The following is a 15,987-nucleotide window of genomic DNA, read 5'->3' as shown; positions in this document are numbered from 1 at the left end:
ATTTATTCCTCTTTCGTATATCCGGCGTAGCCGTAATGGTAGCCATATTTGTAGCCATAACGGTTACCTCCTCCGTCTGTTCCATTTAAGATCAAAGACATGTTGCCGTATTTACGTTCCGTATGGAACTTCTCGACATCCGCTAACAGGTTTCGGTCAAGTAATCCCGCACGGATGATAAACAAGGTCAAGTCTGAGTACTTATTGATAATGGAAGCATCGGCCACGATCTCGACCGGCGGACAATCGATAAAGATATAATCATACTCCATACGGAGCTGTTCCAGCAATGTGGCAAAACGTTCCGAGAATAAAAGTTCCGTAGGGTTTGGGGGGATCGTACCTACGGGAATCACATCCAAACCGGCGATAGTTTCTCCCTTTACGATAATAGAGCTATAATCCGGAACCTGCCCGCTTAGGTAATCGGATATGCCACACTTTGGAGAATGGATATAATCGCTAAGGGATGCTCGACGAAGGTCCATATCTATCGCCAGAACTTTTTTACTTTTTACGGCGAGACTCGTGGAGAGATTCATCGTTATAAAGGTCTTACCGCTACCGGGATTCAAGGAAGATACCATGATAACCTTTGAGTGAGCGTCTTTTCCCATCATGAACTCTAAATTGGTACGTACTACCCGGAATGCCTCATTGATTACGTTGCGGCTTTTTTCCTTGACTACGATTATGGCCTTTTCCTCTTTCTTACGCCGGAAAAAGCCTTTTTTCGCCCGATATGACAAAGGTATCTCTCCAACGAATGGAATGGTCAATCGCTCTATATCTTTTCGCCTGCGAATAGTCGTATTCATATTCTCCAACATAAACAGGATCACGACCGGTATTAACAAGCCGAGCGCAAAAGCTACCAATAAGATATTCTTCTTAACCGGGGCTATAGGAAGCATATTTCCCGTCGGCGGGGTGATCAACCGTGTATTATATGCCGTAAAAGCTTGGGACAACTCATTCTCCTCACGTTTCTGCAACAGGAATAAATACAATGACTCTTTTACCTTTTGCTGACGTTCCACTGATAACAGGTATTTCGCTTGCGAGGGATTAGCGGCGATACGGGCCGTGGTTTGCTTCTCGCTTTGTCGCAAAGTACTAATTTGCGTATTAAGCGTGACTACCAGATTATCAATGGACGAGATGATAGCCGTACGCATGGCCTGCAAGGAATGATCCAGATCCATCACCAACGGATTTCGCTCGCTACTGTTCGCCACTAAATTGTTACGTTGCAACTGCGTCGTATTGTATTCTGATATCTGATGTTCTATATTGGTGCTTTCCAAACCGGAGTTAGCCGGTAGCAACTGGTTCTTGCTGGAAGCGTTCGTCAAGTAGTTCCGGATATAACGGGCCATGGATAACTGAGTGTTCAAAGTAAGGATGCGGGAATTGGTCTCGCTGGATTGCGCCAGATACAAACTGGAGGCCGCTTGCACATCCGGCAGCAGATTCTCGCTTTTATAAGTAGAGATATTCTCATCCACGCTCCCCAACTCCCCCTCAATCACACCCAAACGATCATTGATAAACATGGAGGTACTGATGGCGATCTGGTTTTTGTCTTTTACCCAATTCTCATTATAGACGGATATCAAGGTATTCAATATGTCTTCCGCACGCCGCACACTGACATCCTTAATCGAGAGGTTGATCACCGTTGATTTCTCGTCGCTTAACGCTACGCTCAAATTACCGGAATAGGCGGATAACGTGCCATACAGACCGGATCGCGAGACATAAATCGGCTGAGCGAACGCTCCTTGAAAATAAGGGGTCGGATCTATCGTCAGTTTACCCACCGGAGTCGTAACCAACTCCCGTAACTTACAGGTCATGACCGAGGTCTCTTCAAGCTCCTCACCCTCCCGAATGAAATCGGATAGTTCCACGTTCTCCTCATCCAGCAAACGTAAGGTAAAAGACACGGATTCATTATCTTGCAAATCCGCAAATGAAACAGAGACCGGAAGATCCTGTCCATAAAGGACTTTGCGATAAAAAGCCCCATCCGTATGATAGGCAACATCCAAACGCAATCGATTCACGACATCCAGCATAATCGCAGGAGATTGCAAGGATATCAACTCATTGTTCACATTGGTGTTCGCCTGAAAAAGCCCCAGATCGGAAAAAGAGCCTCCCACCTCGCCGGAAAGAGATTGCCCCTTCGACTCGTCCTTGATCAACAAAGCCGCCGACCGCATATAAACCGGAGGAGTAACCAATACATAAAGAATAGCGACACTTAGCGTTATCCCCAAAGAGATGACAAACCAATACCACTTGGAGAGACAGAGGTAAAACAAGTCCTGAATCCGCATGAAGTCCTCCGGTTGACCCGTTCTAACGTTATTTTGAGCCATAATTTTTTAATGAATGAATTGAATGATCAATTATTATTTGAATACAAGTACGCTAATCGTTGTCAACAAGGAAGCCAGCGATATCCAAAAGGAGGTGGAACGAACATTGTTTCCGTTGACAGTGGACTGACGTGCCCGCACGGTATTCGGCTCCACATAAATCACGTCATTCTGCTGGAGGTTATAGGCGGGAGACGCATACATCTGGCTGGCGGAGCAAAGGTCTATGCCGTAAACTCGTTGCGCTCCATTTTCCTCACGTAGTACCATTACCTTATCCCGTTTGCCATAAATCGTCAAATCGCCCGCCATACTGATAGCGTCTAACAAGGTCATTTGATCCCGGTCGATATTGAAACGCCCCGGGTTGTTCACCTCACCCAGAACCGATATTGTAAGGTTCATAAATTCAACGGTCACCACCGGATCTTTTACGTAATTCCCAGTAATCAACGCATCCTTGATAAAGGCCGCTATCTCAGACCGGCTTTTCCCCGCCACATGGATTTTTCCCAATACAGGAAAATCAATCTCACCCCGATCGTCTACCGTATAGCCGGACAAGCCACGACTTGATCCACTACCTTGCGATACCTGTCCGACCTGCTGCGACAGGATCGGCAAATTAAATAGGTTGGTCAGTTGGGGATCTCGGCTATTCACCAGAATAGAGATCTGATCGCCCGGTCGTATCTTGACCGTCAATGGAGACACGACCTTCTGCTCACTCTCTCCGGGGTGAAGATCTTGAAAATAATTCGTTTGGTGCGTAGTGGAACAGGCGCTTAAAAGAAATAACAACCCTACCAATTGTATGAAAAACACATGTGAATAACGAGAACTCTTATTCATGATATAAAATTAATTGATTTGATTTCATTGATGCCACTCTTTTTCCTGATAAAGGATGATGCACCGGTTGATGATAAGATGTATCAATGCCCACAACAACATATTTAGTACCAATAACCAAGTAAGATTTAAAACCGGGGACAGCAGGATATTCATCCCTATGAAAAAGAAGGAGATTAACAGGACCGTCACCAATACCGTACGGACACGCATACCAGTCCGCAACAACTTATGATGGATGTGATTCTTATCCGGTAAGAAGGGATTCCTGCCTTTACGTAATCGATGCAACACCACACGGAAGACATCAAGAAGAGGAACCAGGAGCGTCGAGAATGCTATAACCATATAAGGGTTTGTCCGGACCTCCCCATCTGAATGTACGACACTTAGTTGTATTACCAAGAAGCTGAGGATATAACCGATCGTCAAGCTTCCTGTATCCCCCATGAAAAGTTTGTGCCCACGCTGAGCGTTGCCAAAAACGTTATAGAACCAGAAAGGTATCAATATACCTAATGTAGCTAACGCCAACAATGCATAAAAATAAGATCCGTTAGATATACAGATAGCCGCCAATACGGTAAGCGCGATACAACTCAAGCCGGAAGCCAAGCCGTCTATACCGTCAATCAGGTTAATAGCGTTGGTTATATAAACGACTATCAAAACCGTCAAAGGAATACCCACCCACGAAGGAAGCATATAAATTCCGAACAAACCGCCTAACGAGTTAATCCATGCCCCCGGCAACACCAATAGGATCGCCGTAAAAACCTGAACAACAAATTTGTAACGATAACCGACACCCACCAGATCATCTGCCACACCAATGAGATAAAGTAGCATACAACCACTGACCCAAAACAGTAACTCCAACAAACTTCGATCGGTTAGCAAACGAGCTATCGGAATCCCAACGCAATGGAACAGACCGATTATCAAACAGAGCGACACGAGTATCGCCGGGAAGAAAGAGATACCTCCCAAGCGGGGAACAGGTATGGAATGCACCTTACGCTCGTCGGGCTGATCGAACAATCGTTTCTTATAGGAGATCAACAAGATATTGGGGATAAGTATCAATCCCTGTAAAATGGATATCAAAAAACCACCCGATAAAAAAAGACCGGTCTCTATTATCGTTCTCATATTTTTTGAATAAAGCTTTGTGGGATATAGGAGGTCGCTACGGCACAGACCCCCTGAATGGCGACAACCAAACGGCTGTTTTTCTTGATCCGGCAGATATATCCTTCCGCCCCCTTGAATTTCCCGTCAATCACTCTCACACGTTCTCCCCGACAAAACTTGGTACTGTCAGCCCCCAAATATTCCATTCCTTTCTCGCCGGATGACGTGACCAACATGAAAATATTCATCTCCCGGTCCGGAATGATAAGTGGCACCTTTTTCAATTCCTTATCTCTTGTATACAGTATCACCTTGTCCGTGAATTGTCGCTGTATCTCCATCGCACGCAACGTCGTAGAATGAAAGAACAGGATTGAACTGATAATTGGTTTACGTATGATCTTTCTTACTCCATTCCGCATGACCACCGCATCCTCACAAGGGAAATAGCAATCGATATCATCCTTCTTGAGGGATTCCTCGATCTCAAAAACTTTGTTATAAAATACTTTTAGCGCAAACCAATGGTTGCCGTCAAGTGTTATTGTTTTCAATGAATTATACCGTTTTTATTCATGTACAAAGAGGATATACCTTCCATTCCTGTATTTCCTTATTTTTTGATTAAAGGATATACAGCAATCAAGGTTAATCCGGCTATTTTTATATAAAATTCCGAAATGAGGACCATTCCTGACTACAGTGAATGGGAAACCCTAACCCTATATTTCTACCGTTTCTTGGTAAGAAACAGTACAAATAGTTATTTATCTTATTATCAAATACATAAAATGTATAAAAACTACTTTTTTACTCGGTTTACTCAATTTGATACTCGAAAAAAGATAAGGTTGTTGTCGAAAAAAGTATACACTCTCATTTTCCAGACCAGACAAAGAATAATAGAGAAGAAAACAATTAACGTATTTATATATGCTATTTGTTAACGAGTTACATCAACAGAGGATACAATTTATATCCAAAAATCCCCCCTTTATTTTTTTGTTTTGCAGATTATAATTACATTTGCGACGTATTTCTAAGATTTCTTACCAAGAGACAGTAGAATTTAGGTCTTTTAAAATTCCATTATTCGCATTGTCTATCAACGAGTTATCCAAAGAGTCCAAATAAATAAGAGTTGTCTTCTCGGAGGTATGTCCCATTCCTGCGCTGATAACCGCAACAGGGATATTATGATTGCGTGCAGCGGTAGCCCAACTATGGCGGGGAGTGTATGAAGATAGAGGCAATGTCTCACCGATTAACTTCCCCAATCGCTTTAATTTCTGATTATGGTAATTCAATCCCGTTTGGTATTGCAAGTAAGCCCGATCCGGATTTTCATCGGTAATGATTGGAAATACATAGGGAGTTTTCGAAGAGTCCGATAGATATCGTCTCAAGATCGCCTCTATACAAGGTTCAATTCGCAACGTCAGGTTTTGACCGGTCTTATGGCGACAGTAAGTAATTACCCCTTTACCTATATTTTCTTTTTTCAAATAAGCCATATCCACAAACGCCATCCCTCGAGTACTATAGCTGAATACAAACAAATCCCGAGAGAGAGCCAAAGCCGATGAATAAGACAGGTCAAGTCTCTGCAACTTCAAAATGGTCTTTTCACTAACGGCACGTTTCGATGTCTTGGCGATCCCGGTATATACCTCATGAAAAGGAAAAGCTTGCTCCACAAGTTGCTCTTGTACAGCTTTATTATAAGCGGCACGCAAGATTCTCATATAAAATGAGCTACTATTCTTACTCACTCTCCTTCCCCATAGCCATTTCTCATATTTGCAAGCCGTATCGGAGTCTAATGCGGTGAGAGGTATATCACAATTCTCTAAAAAAGAGGAGAAGCTGTTCAATGTTCGTAAATAATTACGGGAAGTACTGAATTGACCGCTATCATGAAGGAGTCCAATCTCTTTTCTCAAATAGTCCAACATTCCGGTTTCAGTTTTTGGAGATCGAAATCTCCTGATCACATCGGATAAGGTGTATTCATCCCCTACAGCATCTAATTCCCGAATGATTTTCCGGATCGCAACTAAGTCCGCATTTATTCGTTTCTGATAAGAAAAAATAGTTTTTTCATTGTCAGGCGTAACAACCAACTCTCGTTTCTCCCCATTCCACCAATGAGGAAATATCCGCATATCGGTAGTTATTTGCCTATTCTCCTGTCTGTGACAAAGTTGGTAGCAGACAACACCCGCTTTGCCTCTCACCGTCGATGGACGAAACTTTACTTTTATTGTAGCCATACTTTTTTAAGCCAATTTTACACTAGCCAACCCGAAATGTCAATAGGTAGACAATAATAATTATCATAGAAAATCTATCATAATGTCCTCATTCAGGAGCTATTTAAAACATATGACTCACCCAAAAAGTTGTTTATAGGAGATATCTATCAGATTCTGCTAAAAAGATTGAATTTATGAAAAGAATAGTCTGCAACTAACACTTAATTATTTCGACGATATTCGGTTGGAGTGACCCCATAGCTTTGTTTAAAAGCCGTACTAAAATAACGAGCGCTGGAAAAACCGACACGGTCCGCTACTTCCTGAATACTCATATCCTTATGAGATGAAAGCAACCGAGAAGCCTCGACCATACGAAACCGAATCACATAATCACCAACCGAGACATCCGACAAATGACTGAACTTGCTATAAAGCGTCGTTCTACTCATCGCCATCGCAGAGGCTATAAAAGGCACATTCAAATCCGGATTACTCAAGTTCTCCCGAAGCAACGTATTCAATTTACACATGAATTGTTCGTCCGCATTGCTTGTCGCATCCTCTTTTGGAGAGAATAGACAACCGGACTCACGATAACGCACACGAAGTAGGTCTCGTTGTCTTAATATATTCCGCAGAATCACCAACAAGGAATCTATATCAAACGGCTTCGCCAAATAGATATCCGCCCCTGATTTATACCCCTCCCAAGGGAAACATAATCCCACGGAATGGAAATAGCCTGTTCCCCGGATATACCATCAGGATGAATCGGTAACCCATCTAAAGCCAAATTAATCATGCTCACAGAAAAATCCTCTTCCTCATGAATGTCATAGCCGGGCCGTATCCTAACCAGCCCTTCCACTCCAGAAATATAAATATTACCGGAAGAAGACTCAAAAGCAGGTTCCGGAAAGTACCACGATCGAAATATGCCAATCCGCAACAGGTTCCTACCCAAATATTTCCCTCCGCATCTTCCTCCAAAAAAACTATATCATTATAAGGAAGAGAATGCGGATTCTCCCTCTCCTCCTGATAAACGGTAATCTTTTCCCTATCGAAACGATTCAACCCAAATCGGGTACCAATCCACATAACCCCTCTTTCATCTACCAGCACACATTTTACGGAAGACTGCGATAATCCGTTTTCCAAAGAGATTTGTTTAAAATAATACCTAGGAGCTGCATAAAGAGACTCTGTTAAACACACTAAAAACAGCAATAGATATAATTGTAAAAACTTCCAAAATACTCGCATAGTTGTATATCACCCATTGTTCGGCAAAAACACTAAATCGTCCGAAATATAAGGCTTGCAGAGTATAAAAAACGTTTTTTGAATTTTCACGGACGATTTTGGACTCAAGAAAATATCCTTAAAGCATAGATTTGCAGCAAGTGAAAAATTAAACAAAAAAGCATATCATTAAAAATTATTCTTATGTTACGTACAACGGGTATATATTTTATTATTTTGGTTATGATACTTGTAAAATGTTTCCTTCCGGACGAAAAACCGGAGATCATTCCTTTCCCCTTGCAAAGTGTATCAGACAAAGGTGATTTCACATTCAACAAGGCAACCCTCATCAGTGTAGAAAATGAAAAACAGGCTATGATCGCTCGGGAGTTGACCGATCTGTTCACGCTTTCCGCCGGATTCACCCCGGAAATAAAAATACAAGACAAACGAGCCAATATCATATTCCGCACAGACAGAGAACTAGCGGCCGAACATTATAAACTGAATATAGCCCCCTCTTGTATTCTAATAAAAGCATCCGGACAAAAAGGTTTCTTTTACGCAACGCAAACCTTACGTTTTCTGCTTCCTCCAGCAATAAACAGCCCAACTCAGGTAGAGATATTCAATGGAACGTACCGGGAATGACCATACTAGATGGCCCCCGATACAGCAATCGGACCGTGGCAATACACACACCTTTCACTCTCATCTCGAAGGATAATCTCAAAGAATTAATCGATCACCTAGCCATGTTAAAAATAAACAGACTTCATTTCACACAAGAAGTTCATGATACGACACCTGAAGGACAGCAAAAAATGAAGGATATGAACCTGTATGCTAAATCCAAGAAGATCACGATCTCAAACGGAACAACACACACCCATGATATCATATCGTATCTCCCGTTCCAAGCAGAGCTACTTATCTGGAAAGCAAATATCTCCGATTGCGATGAGGATAAAAAAGGTTATTCCAATATTTAGCGCCCATCGCAGAAAGAAGCTGGTCTGGTAATTTGTTAGCCCATCGCCTCACGCAAGATATCGATCAAGATAGGCTTCAATCCGCTTACGAAACATTCCACGGCGATCACCATCAGTATCAATCCCATCAAACGCATCATCACGTTATTTCCAGTCTCTCCCAATATCCGTACCAAACGGGTAGAAGCTTGTAAGATCAAGAACGTGATAAAATAAACCAATGCGATAATACCAATCAACGTACCCTTTAAGCTGAGTGTCGAGGCGTCATCCATAAGCATGATTGCGTTGGCGATCGCTCCCGGACCGCACAACATCGGGATTGCCAGAGGAGTAATGGATATATCATCCGCATAGGTTTTCACCTCTTCCTCTTTCAACTTCGCGTTCGAGTAGCGTGCTTGAAGCATATCAAACCCAATCTTGAAGATAATAAAGCCGCCAGCTATGCGAAAGCCGTTCGAGGAGATACCAAAGAACTTAAACAGGAACTGACCGGAGAAAGTAAAAACCATCAAGGTGATGAACGACACGATCGTGGCCCTTCGGACAATCGCTTTCCGCTCATGGTCATTCATACCATTGGTCATGGTCAAGAAAACCGGCATCGTACCGAGTGGATTGGTCAACGTAAAAAACGAAGTGAAACATAATAGGGCGAAAGGTAACAAGTCTTCCATATCAATAATTTTTTAATTGGCTAATGTGCCAATATGCCAATTAGTTGAAGAGAGCATGATTGGCACATTGGTACATAACATATTATCACATTATTTACTCATCCCAGACCAAATAGGCTGAGACCAACCAATGATTCAGCTTATTCCCATCCACTTCTGCCGCTTCCGGAATACTCACCGTCAGCGTATGATGGCCGGGTTGGATATCCTTCAGCTCCACCTCTTCCGGTATCACGTCCGATCCGGGACACCAATTAGAGCGGGAAAGATCCGAAGACGCCAAGGGTTCCTCTACTTCTTTCTCCGAATAACCCTTCTCGGTGATATAGGCAGCCAGACGCTTTCTCAACCAAACCCCGGTAGCCGGATTAAAACGACGGAAAGAAGCGCAGTCCGTACGCCAAGGAACAAAATCCAAGACAGGAACTCCATCAACAGATACAATATTCTGTTTCTCCACGAACTCATCACCACCGGAATGACCGCCATGTCCCGTAACGATATATTTCAGACGGACATCACGTGCGCCTTGAGGAATATCAAAATCCAATGACACGTCCTTCCGGGCGAATATATCCGGATATTCCTGCCCGATATAATAAACCGTATTCATCAACGGCTCTACATGTTTCTTCGGCAAAGCGTCGCAAGTCAGATCGGACTCGTCCACATCGATCGTCATGCTAGCGACGTATCCTTCCGGTGTCCATGTATCGATAAAGATCCCAACATAAGCGCCACCTTCCAGAAGAGGATACAAATCGGTTATGTCTTGCTCCCAGCTTACGCTATCCTCCCAATGGTCGACATACACAGGTTTACGATGTTTCGTCAAGCTATCCTCGGGACTACTGTAATGCCCTACTCCGAACGGAGTCATGAAACGCATCAATTCCACGGTAGGTTGATAATCCGTCCCGGGGATGATACCGATCATCTTCTCCAGTTTCACGCTATCCACCGCAGGAAACTCCTTCTCCCCTTTAGCGATATTCAACAAATTAATGCCCGAGGCATTTGGCAATACAAAACAAGAGCCGGATTTATCCCAGCGATCTCCATTCGAAGCTACCGTAACCCGGAGTTTGACGGAAACGTTTCGCTTATATTCCGGCAATGTTACCTTCTTCAAGATAATACGGCCATTCACCAAATGATAGATACTGTCCGGTCCCGGAGCGTTAAAAGCGGCGGGATATACATCCGGAGCGAAACGTACGTGGGTATCATTAAATACCTGTACGGAATAATCTCCCATTGACGGTAATTCTTTATGTCCGCAAGAAGCGGTACATAGAAAAACTCCCGTCAAGGAGACAAATAAAACCAATTTTTTAATCATTTTGTCTAGAATTTAGTAAGCTCCTTAATAAGCTGCTTTTGTCCGGCAGTCTTATCGGCGTGCGTACAAGGACCGGTCACACAACCGCCCTCGCAAGCCATCACTTCTATAAACTGCGCGGGAGCCTTTCCGGTTTTAGCATAAGCACGTAATAATGCCACATTTTTCTTTGTCAGGTTGGCTACCTGCACGGCATTTACGTTCTCGTCCTTCAAATAAACCTTAACGGCGTTGATCACACCACCACTTTGGGCGAAGCCATGCGCCTCACGGACAGCGTTAAATAATACAGAGAAAGGCTGGGCCTCCTCGATCTTGATACCCAATCCCTCCAATACGGAACCTACTTCCTCAAACGTAAGTGTAAAATCCACGCACGGATCTAGTTTCACCTCTTTTCGTTTCGCCACGCACGGGCCAACAAACACGATCTTCGCATCCGGATATTTTTCCTTCACGATACGGGCCGTATAATACATCGGAGATCCAGTAGAAGAGATGTATTTCTTTAAATCCGGGATATGTTTCTCGGCCAATTGCACGTAAGACGGACAGCAACTAGTGGTCATGAACGGTTGTCCTTCTTTCAATTTCTCGATCAATTCTTCCGCCTCATGACGGGTGGTTTCCATAGCGCCTTGCGCCACCTCAACCACTTCCTCGAATCCCAAGGACTTGATAGCGCCATACACTTTTTCCTTCGGAGCGCTAAACTGAGCTAAGATAGACGGAGCGACAATCGCTACCATCTGTTCCTTATTCCGCAAGCGTTGCAAGATATCGAATACTTGCGAGATCTCGAAGATAGCACCGAACGGACAAGCATTCACACATTTACCGCAATATATACATTTAGACTCGTCGATATGCTCCACCCCATACTCGTCCTTGCTGATCGCCTTAACCGGACAAACTTCCTCGCAAGGGATCGGGATATAAACGATGGCATGGTACGGACAGCTTTGGTGGCATTTACCACAGCTGATACAAGTTTCATGATCAATCTCGGCCTGACCGTTTTTCTTGAATCGGATAGCGTCCTTCGGGCAGTTCATATAACAACTACGAGCCACGCAACCCCGGCAAAGATTCGTGATCTCATAATTCACGGAGACACAAGAGGAACACGCCTCATCCACTACACACATGATATTTTCCTTCTTATTCTCCGAGCGGAACAAGGCACGCTTCGCATACTCTGAAAGCGGTGTCAACTCATCTTCCTCGTCCTGCATATCAAAACCAAGCAAAGGCAAGGTCTTGTATTTCCAGACGGCACGTTCCTTATGTACACAGCAACGGCCCCTCACTTTCGATTTTCGGGGACTCAACTCGATCGGTAAGCGATCTATTTCTTCTAGAAGACGGTTTTCTTTCCAGAGCTTTACTAACTTCGCCAGCAATCCGTGACGAACAATCATTACGTTGTTGGTAAATGCCATAATGTTATCGTATTTGTGCTTTTAGTATATCGTATATCGCATCACTTCTTTACAAACGCGAAGGTAAATAAAAGTTTCTAAACAGAAAGAAAGCTTTCTTTAAGAATTATCGAAGCACTATGAATATCTCCGCCAAACGGAGGATTTAATTTAGACAAGACAAGTTCCACCTCCGTGATCTGTGGAAATCTCTCTTTCAAAGCCTTCAAGATACGCCCCGCCGCGTGCTCAAGAAGTCTCGAGGGGATAGCCATTTCTGCTTTCACGGTTTCATATACTGTGGCGTAATTGATCGTATCGCTTAAATCGTCGCTCCATACCGCATTCTCCAACGGCGCTGTCAGTATCAAATCTACGATAAAAGTATTCCCAACCCGGGTCTCTTGGGGTGCCACGCCATGATAGGCATAGAATGTCATCCTTCGTAATTCAATCTTTGTTGTCATAATCTTTTAATTTATCTGTAAATGTATAGAAAGTAAACCTTCCTGCAAAAAAATAGTCTTATATTTGTCAACCAAGTAACAACACATTATGATGGGAATAAAACAAAAAGATGAAAATTCCGCAGGCGGATTACACAACGCCTTGGCTGCGGGGACAACGATAAAGGGTAATATTATCACAGAGACAGACTTTCGCTTGGATGGAAAAGTAGAAGGGGACATCAGTTGCAACGGCAAGATCGTTATCGGCCCCAAAGGTAGCGTAACAGGCAATATCGTATCCGAGAATGCTGAGATTCTCGGTGAGGTAGATGGCTCCGTAAAAGTAAGCGCAAAGCTTATTCTAAAATCAACAGCAATTATCAAGGGAGATATATATACCCAATCCCTAGAGATCGAACCAAACGCACGGTTCAACGGAGCCTGCTCGATGTGTTCCGAGAAAAAGAAAGCGGACAAATAGACTGAGGGCCGCACTTTTCGATACGGCCCTTAGTCTTTCTTATTTTCGTCCAGCCTCTTTTATCAACGAGACTATCTTATTATTCAGGTTATCAGCCTGCAAAAGCTGTTCCAACGTAATATGCATCCGGTAGCGCCAATAATGCGTTGAATTCGCAGGAACGTTAATACGCTCGGATTCTATATCCTTTCGCTTGATAGAATCATCCATAGCAAACCAATCCTGCAACGGAATAATCGTCAGCATGGAACGAGTCTTCAAATGATTAGAAATAATCTGGGCAACGATTTCAGCCGTACATTCATCCGGGGCCTCACCGATCCGTTGCAATACATGGTTGTAATAACGCTGTGTCTTCTCCGGATCTTCTTTCCACCAATTACGAAGAGGAGTCATATCATGTGTAGAAGTCGTACAAACGGAATGATAAGGCAAATTAAACATATCGGAAAATTCCCGCTGCGGACTCTTCGGCATACGCTCAATCTCAAGGCTTAGTATTTGCAACTTATTCATAACCTCGGGAACAGAGGCGGGGATCATACCTAGATCCTCTCCACAAACCAACATCTCCGTGGACGCGACCAACGGTGTCAAACGCTTAAACGCTTGCGCCTTCCAAAAATCATTATGGCGATGATAGAAGAAATGCCAGTATAACTGATCGAACGCATAACGGTCGGAACCACTCAATTCCCGATAGATATAGGATTGATTCGCCGAGATCCGGGGATGGAACTTATCGGTCTCTCTTGGGTCACGAAGAAATAATACCTCATTCGCAATCGTAAACAGGCCATTCTTGATCCGTAGGGAAACTGGATCCGCCTTATCCGCAAACAACGCCTCAATCTTCCTTTGCGTATCACAGAACGGTTTTAACACATAATGCCGGGAGGAGGATTGTGCCAAATAAGCACCTATCACCTCTTCTGTATTTTCCTCAAACAATTCCGATAAAAATTGTCGATTGATATGTGGGGTCGTGAAACGAGATTCGTTAAAATTCAATCCATACTGCTCGATCTCTTCTCTCGAGAACGGCAACGCTGGATTGAAATGACCACAAAGCCCTTGCACATATTCACAAGGAACCTCCCATATTCGGAAAAATCCCAAGATGTGATCTATACGGAAACAATCGAAATAATCACTTAACTTAGCGAAGCGTTTTTTCCACCAAGAGAAATTATCTTTCTCCATCGCATCCCAGTTATAAGTCGGGAACAGCCAGTTCTGACCGTTCATGGAAAAGTCATCGGGGGGAGCACCCGCTTGACCATTCATATTAAAATATTTCGGTTCCGTCCAAGCCTCTACACTAGTGCGGCTCACGCCAATGGGTAAATCACCTTTCAATACAACTCCATTCTTACGGGCATAATCCGATACCGACTTGAACTGGTTGTGCAATACATATTGCAAGAAATAAGAGAACGAGATCTCCGGCCATGCGTCACTATCTTCCCGGCATAGGGTGCGAACACGTGTCTTATTGTAAGTAGAATTACCTTGCCATTGAGAGAAATCCGATGTCCCATAACTTTCCCGCAAGAAACAATAAGTAGCGTAAGGCATCAACCATGACTCATTTTGCGCCAAGAACTCTTTAAACTCCGGCGTATCTAATACGGCCTTACCCTCCCCTGCGAAATATTCTTGACAATAACCCAATTTATATTTCAGTACTTCCTCGTAATCAACCGTATCTTTTGCGTTTAATTCTTTTTGCTTCCCTGCATAAAAAGCAGCTCTCTCCGGATCTTTCAAGGTCCCCAAAGCCGATAAATCCACATACATGGGATGAAGGGCATAAATAGAAATAGCGCTATACGGATAGGAATCCACCCAAGTATGGGTCATTGTCGTATCATTCATAGGTAATACTTGAATGATACGTTGGTGCGTCTTTCTAGCCCAATCCACCAACATGTGTAAATCTCCCAAATCACCTACTCCAAAGCTCTTTTCCGAGCGCAAGGAAAAGACGGGGATAACCGAGCCGGCACAACGCCATAACGGTAAGCTATCCCGGAAGTAAAGACCAGATATAACAACGGTCTCACCCTGTTTCTGGGGAACAAGACTTAGAATACGATTCTCATCACTCTCCCAATACAAAGGTTGACGGGAATCATTATCCCAAACCAAAAATTTATATTCTAAAGGATACCGTATCTCCGCAGCGTCTAAATCAATATGCCATTCCGGGAAAGTATCGCAACTCAGCAATAAAGCCTTGTCCGGATGCCAGTTACCTAAGCATTCTTGATTTCCAGTAATGGCTACACACTGATTCTTTTCCACCCGGGGAGCGGATATCTTTATCACCAATTTTCTTCCACTTCTAACGACCCTCTCATGTGTATTGCAGGGATGAGCGAATAAACTTTTGGTGAAAGCCGAAGAATAAAAGGCTAGATTATCCGGACGGATTTGCCAATAATCATAAAGGATGTAAGAATCAGATTGTCCATCCAATACAATCCGGTGATTCTTCTCCCACTCCTCAAAGATCTGCTTATCATTAACACTTAAGAAATATCTATATTCTATATCTTTTATATCGGGTGGAAGATCCAGTTCCAGTTTCCAGTTTCCATCCCCAGAGTAATTCATCTCCTTAGCCAAAGCTGGTTCCCAAGAGCCTAATTCCGGTATGGAGCCCACTACACATAACTTCTGTCCCCAAACGGTATGGAAGTTTATATTAAAAGTGACTTTCATGGTATATAGATTTAGT

At 43.4% G+C, this 15,987-nt stretch carries 15 protein-coding genes; 3 read left to right on the top strand and 12 right to left on the bottom strand.

All coding sequences use genetic code 11. From position 1 onward, the window contains the following. Positions 1-2: 2 nt before the first annotated feature. The 7 genes from CI960_RS03195 to CI960_RS03160 form a co-directional block, all read right to left on the bottom strand. Positions 3-2,387, bottom strand: coding sequence for a tyrosine-protein kinase (locus CI960_RS03195; protein WP_005855118.1), 2,385 nt, complete (start codon positions 2,385-2,387; stop codon positions 3-5). A gap of 33 nt (positions 2,388-2,420) precedes the next feature. Then, positions 2,421-3,239, bottom strand: a complete 819-nt coding sequence (locus tag CI960_RS03190) for a polysaccharide biosynthesis/export family protein (RefSeq protein ID WP_005855116.1) — start codon at positions 3,237-3,239, stop codon at positions 2,421-2,423. Between the two features lie 24 nt (positions 3,240-3,263). After that, on the bottom strand, positions 3,264-4,391 hold the full coding sequence (locus CI960_RS03185) for an MraY family glycosyltransferase (RefSeq protein WP_005855113.1): 1,128 nt from the start codon (positions 4,389-4,391) through the stop codon (positions 3,264-3,266). Further along, on the bottom strand, positions 4,388-4,927 hold the full coding sequence (locus CI960_RS03180) for a UpxY family transcription antiterminator (protein WP_005855111.1): 540 nt from the start codon (positions 4,925-4,927) through the stop codon (positions 4,388-4,390). The genes CI960_RS03185 and CI960_RS03180 overlap by 4 nt, the downstream gene beginning before the upstream one ends. A gap of 495 nt (positions 4,928-5,422) precedes the next feature. After that, entirely contained in the window at positions 5,423-6,646 is a 1,224-nt protein-coding gene (locus tag CI960_RS03170) for a site-specific integrase (RefSeq protein WP_005855107.1), read from the bottom strand. Between the two features lie 203 nt (positions 6,647-6,849). After that, entirely contained in the window at positions 6,850-7,359 is a 510-nt protein-coding gene (locus CI960_RS03165) for an AraC family transcriptional regulator (protein ID WP_005855105.1), read from the bottom strand. Positions 7,360-7,435: 76 nt separating this feature from the next. Next, a complete protein-coding gene (locus CI960_RS03160) occupies positions 7,436-7,792 on the bottom strand; it encodes a two-component regulator propeller domain-containing protein (protein ID WP_226766808.1) in 357 nt (118 codons plus the stop codon). 327 nt (positions 7,793-8,119) lie between these two features. On the opposite strand from CI960_RS03160, the gene CI960_RS03155 reads away from it, so the two are divergent. Together CI960_RS03155 and CI960_RS03150 are read left to right on the top strand one after the other, a co-directional pair. Continuing rightward, entirely contained in the window at positions 8,120-8,530 is a 411-nt protein-coding gene (locus CI960_RS03155; RefSeq protein ID WP_224202054.1) for a glycoside hydrolase family 20 zincin-like fold domain-containing protein, read from the top strand. 104 nt (positions 8,531-8,634) lie between these two features. Then, positions 8,635-8,871 carry a hypothetical protein gene (locus CI960_RS03150; RefSeq protein WP_022192094.1) on the top strand — a complete coding sequence of 79 codons (237 nt, stop codon included), beginning with the start codon at positions 8,635-8,637 and terminating at the stop codon, positions 8,869-8,871. Positions 8,872-8,906: 35 nt separating this feature from the next. On the opposite strand, the gene CI960_RS03145 is transcribed toward CI960_RS03150, so the two are convergent. The 4 genes from CI960_RS03145 to folB all read right to left on the bottom strand — a co-directional run bounded on the left by CI960_RS03145 (position 8,907) and on the right by folB (position 12,781). Further along, entirely contained in the window at positions 8,907-9,551 is a 645-nt protein-coding gene (locus CI960_RS03145; protein WP_005855096.1) for a MarC family protein, read from the bottom strand. Between the two features lie 94 nt (positions 9,552-9,645). Next, complete coding sequence (locus tag CI960_RS03140; RefSeq protein ID WP_005855094.1) at positions 9,646-10,893, bottom strand: PNGase F N-terminal domain-containing protein; 1,248 nt, start codon at positions 10,891-10,893, stop codon at positions 9,646-9,648. Between the two features lie 5 nt (positions 10,894-10,898). Then, positions 10,899-12,335 carry a monomeric [FeFe] hydrogenase gene (locus tag CI960_RS03135; protein WP_005855092.1) on the bottom strand — a complete coding sequence of 479 codons (1,437 nt, stop codon included), beginning with the start codon at positions 12,333-12,335 and terminating at the stop codon, positions 10,899-10,901. A 77-nt stretch (positions 12,336-12,412) separates the two neighbouring features. After that, positions 12,413-12,781: a dihydroneopterin aldolase gene (gene folB, locus CI960_RS03130; protein ID WP_005855090.1), complete on the bottom strand. Its 369-nt coding sequence runs from the start codon at positions 12,779-12,781 to the stop codon at positions 12,413-12,415. A gap of 91 nt (positions 12,782-12,872) precedes the next feature. On the opposite strand from folB, the gene CI960_RS03125 reads away from it, so the two are divergent. Further along, entirely contained in the window at positions 12,873-13,244 is a 372-nt protein-coding gene (locus tag CI960_RS03125) for a polymer-forming cytoskeletal protein (protein WP_005855088.1), read from the top strand. 39 nt (positions 13,245-13,283) lie between these two features. On the opposite strand, the gene CI960_RS03120 is transcribed toward CI960_RS03125, so the two are convergent. Beyond that, positions 13,284-15,971: a 4-alpha-glucanotransferase gene (locus CI960_RS03120; protein WP_005855087.1), complete on the bottom strand. Its 2,688-nt coding sequence runs from the start codon at positions 15,969-15,971 to the stop codon at positions 13,284-13,286. Between the last annotated feature and the right edge of the window lie 16 nt (positions 15,972-15,987).

This window comes from Parabacteroides sp. CT06, from assembly GCF_002257605.1.
Taxonomy (GTDB): domain Bacteria; phylum Bacteroidota; class Bacteroidia; order Bacteroidales; family Tannerellaceae; genus Parabacteroides; species Parabacteroides distasonis.
Note: the sequence above shows the minus strand (reverse complement) of the source record. Positions and strands in the feature narration are given on the sequence as shown.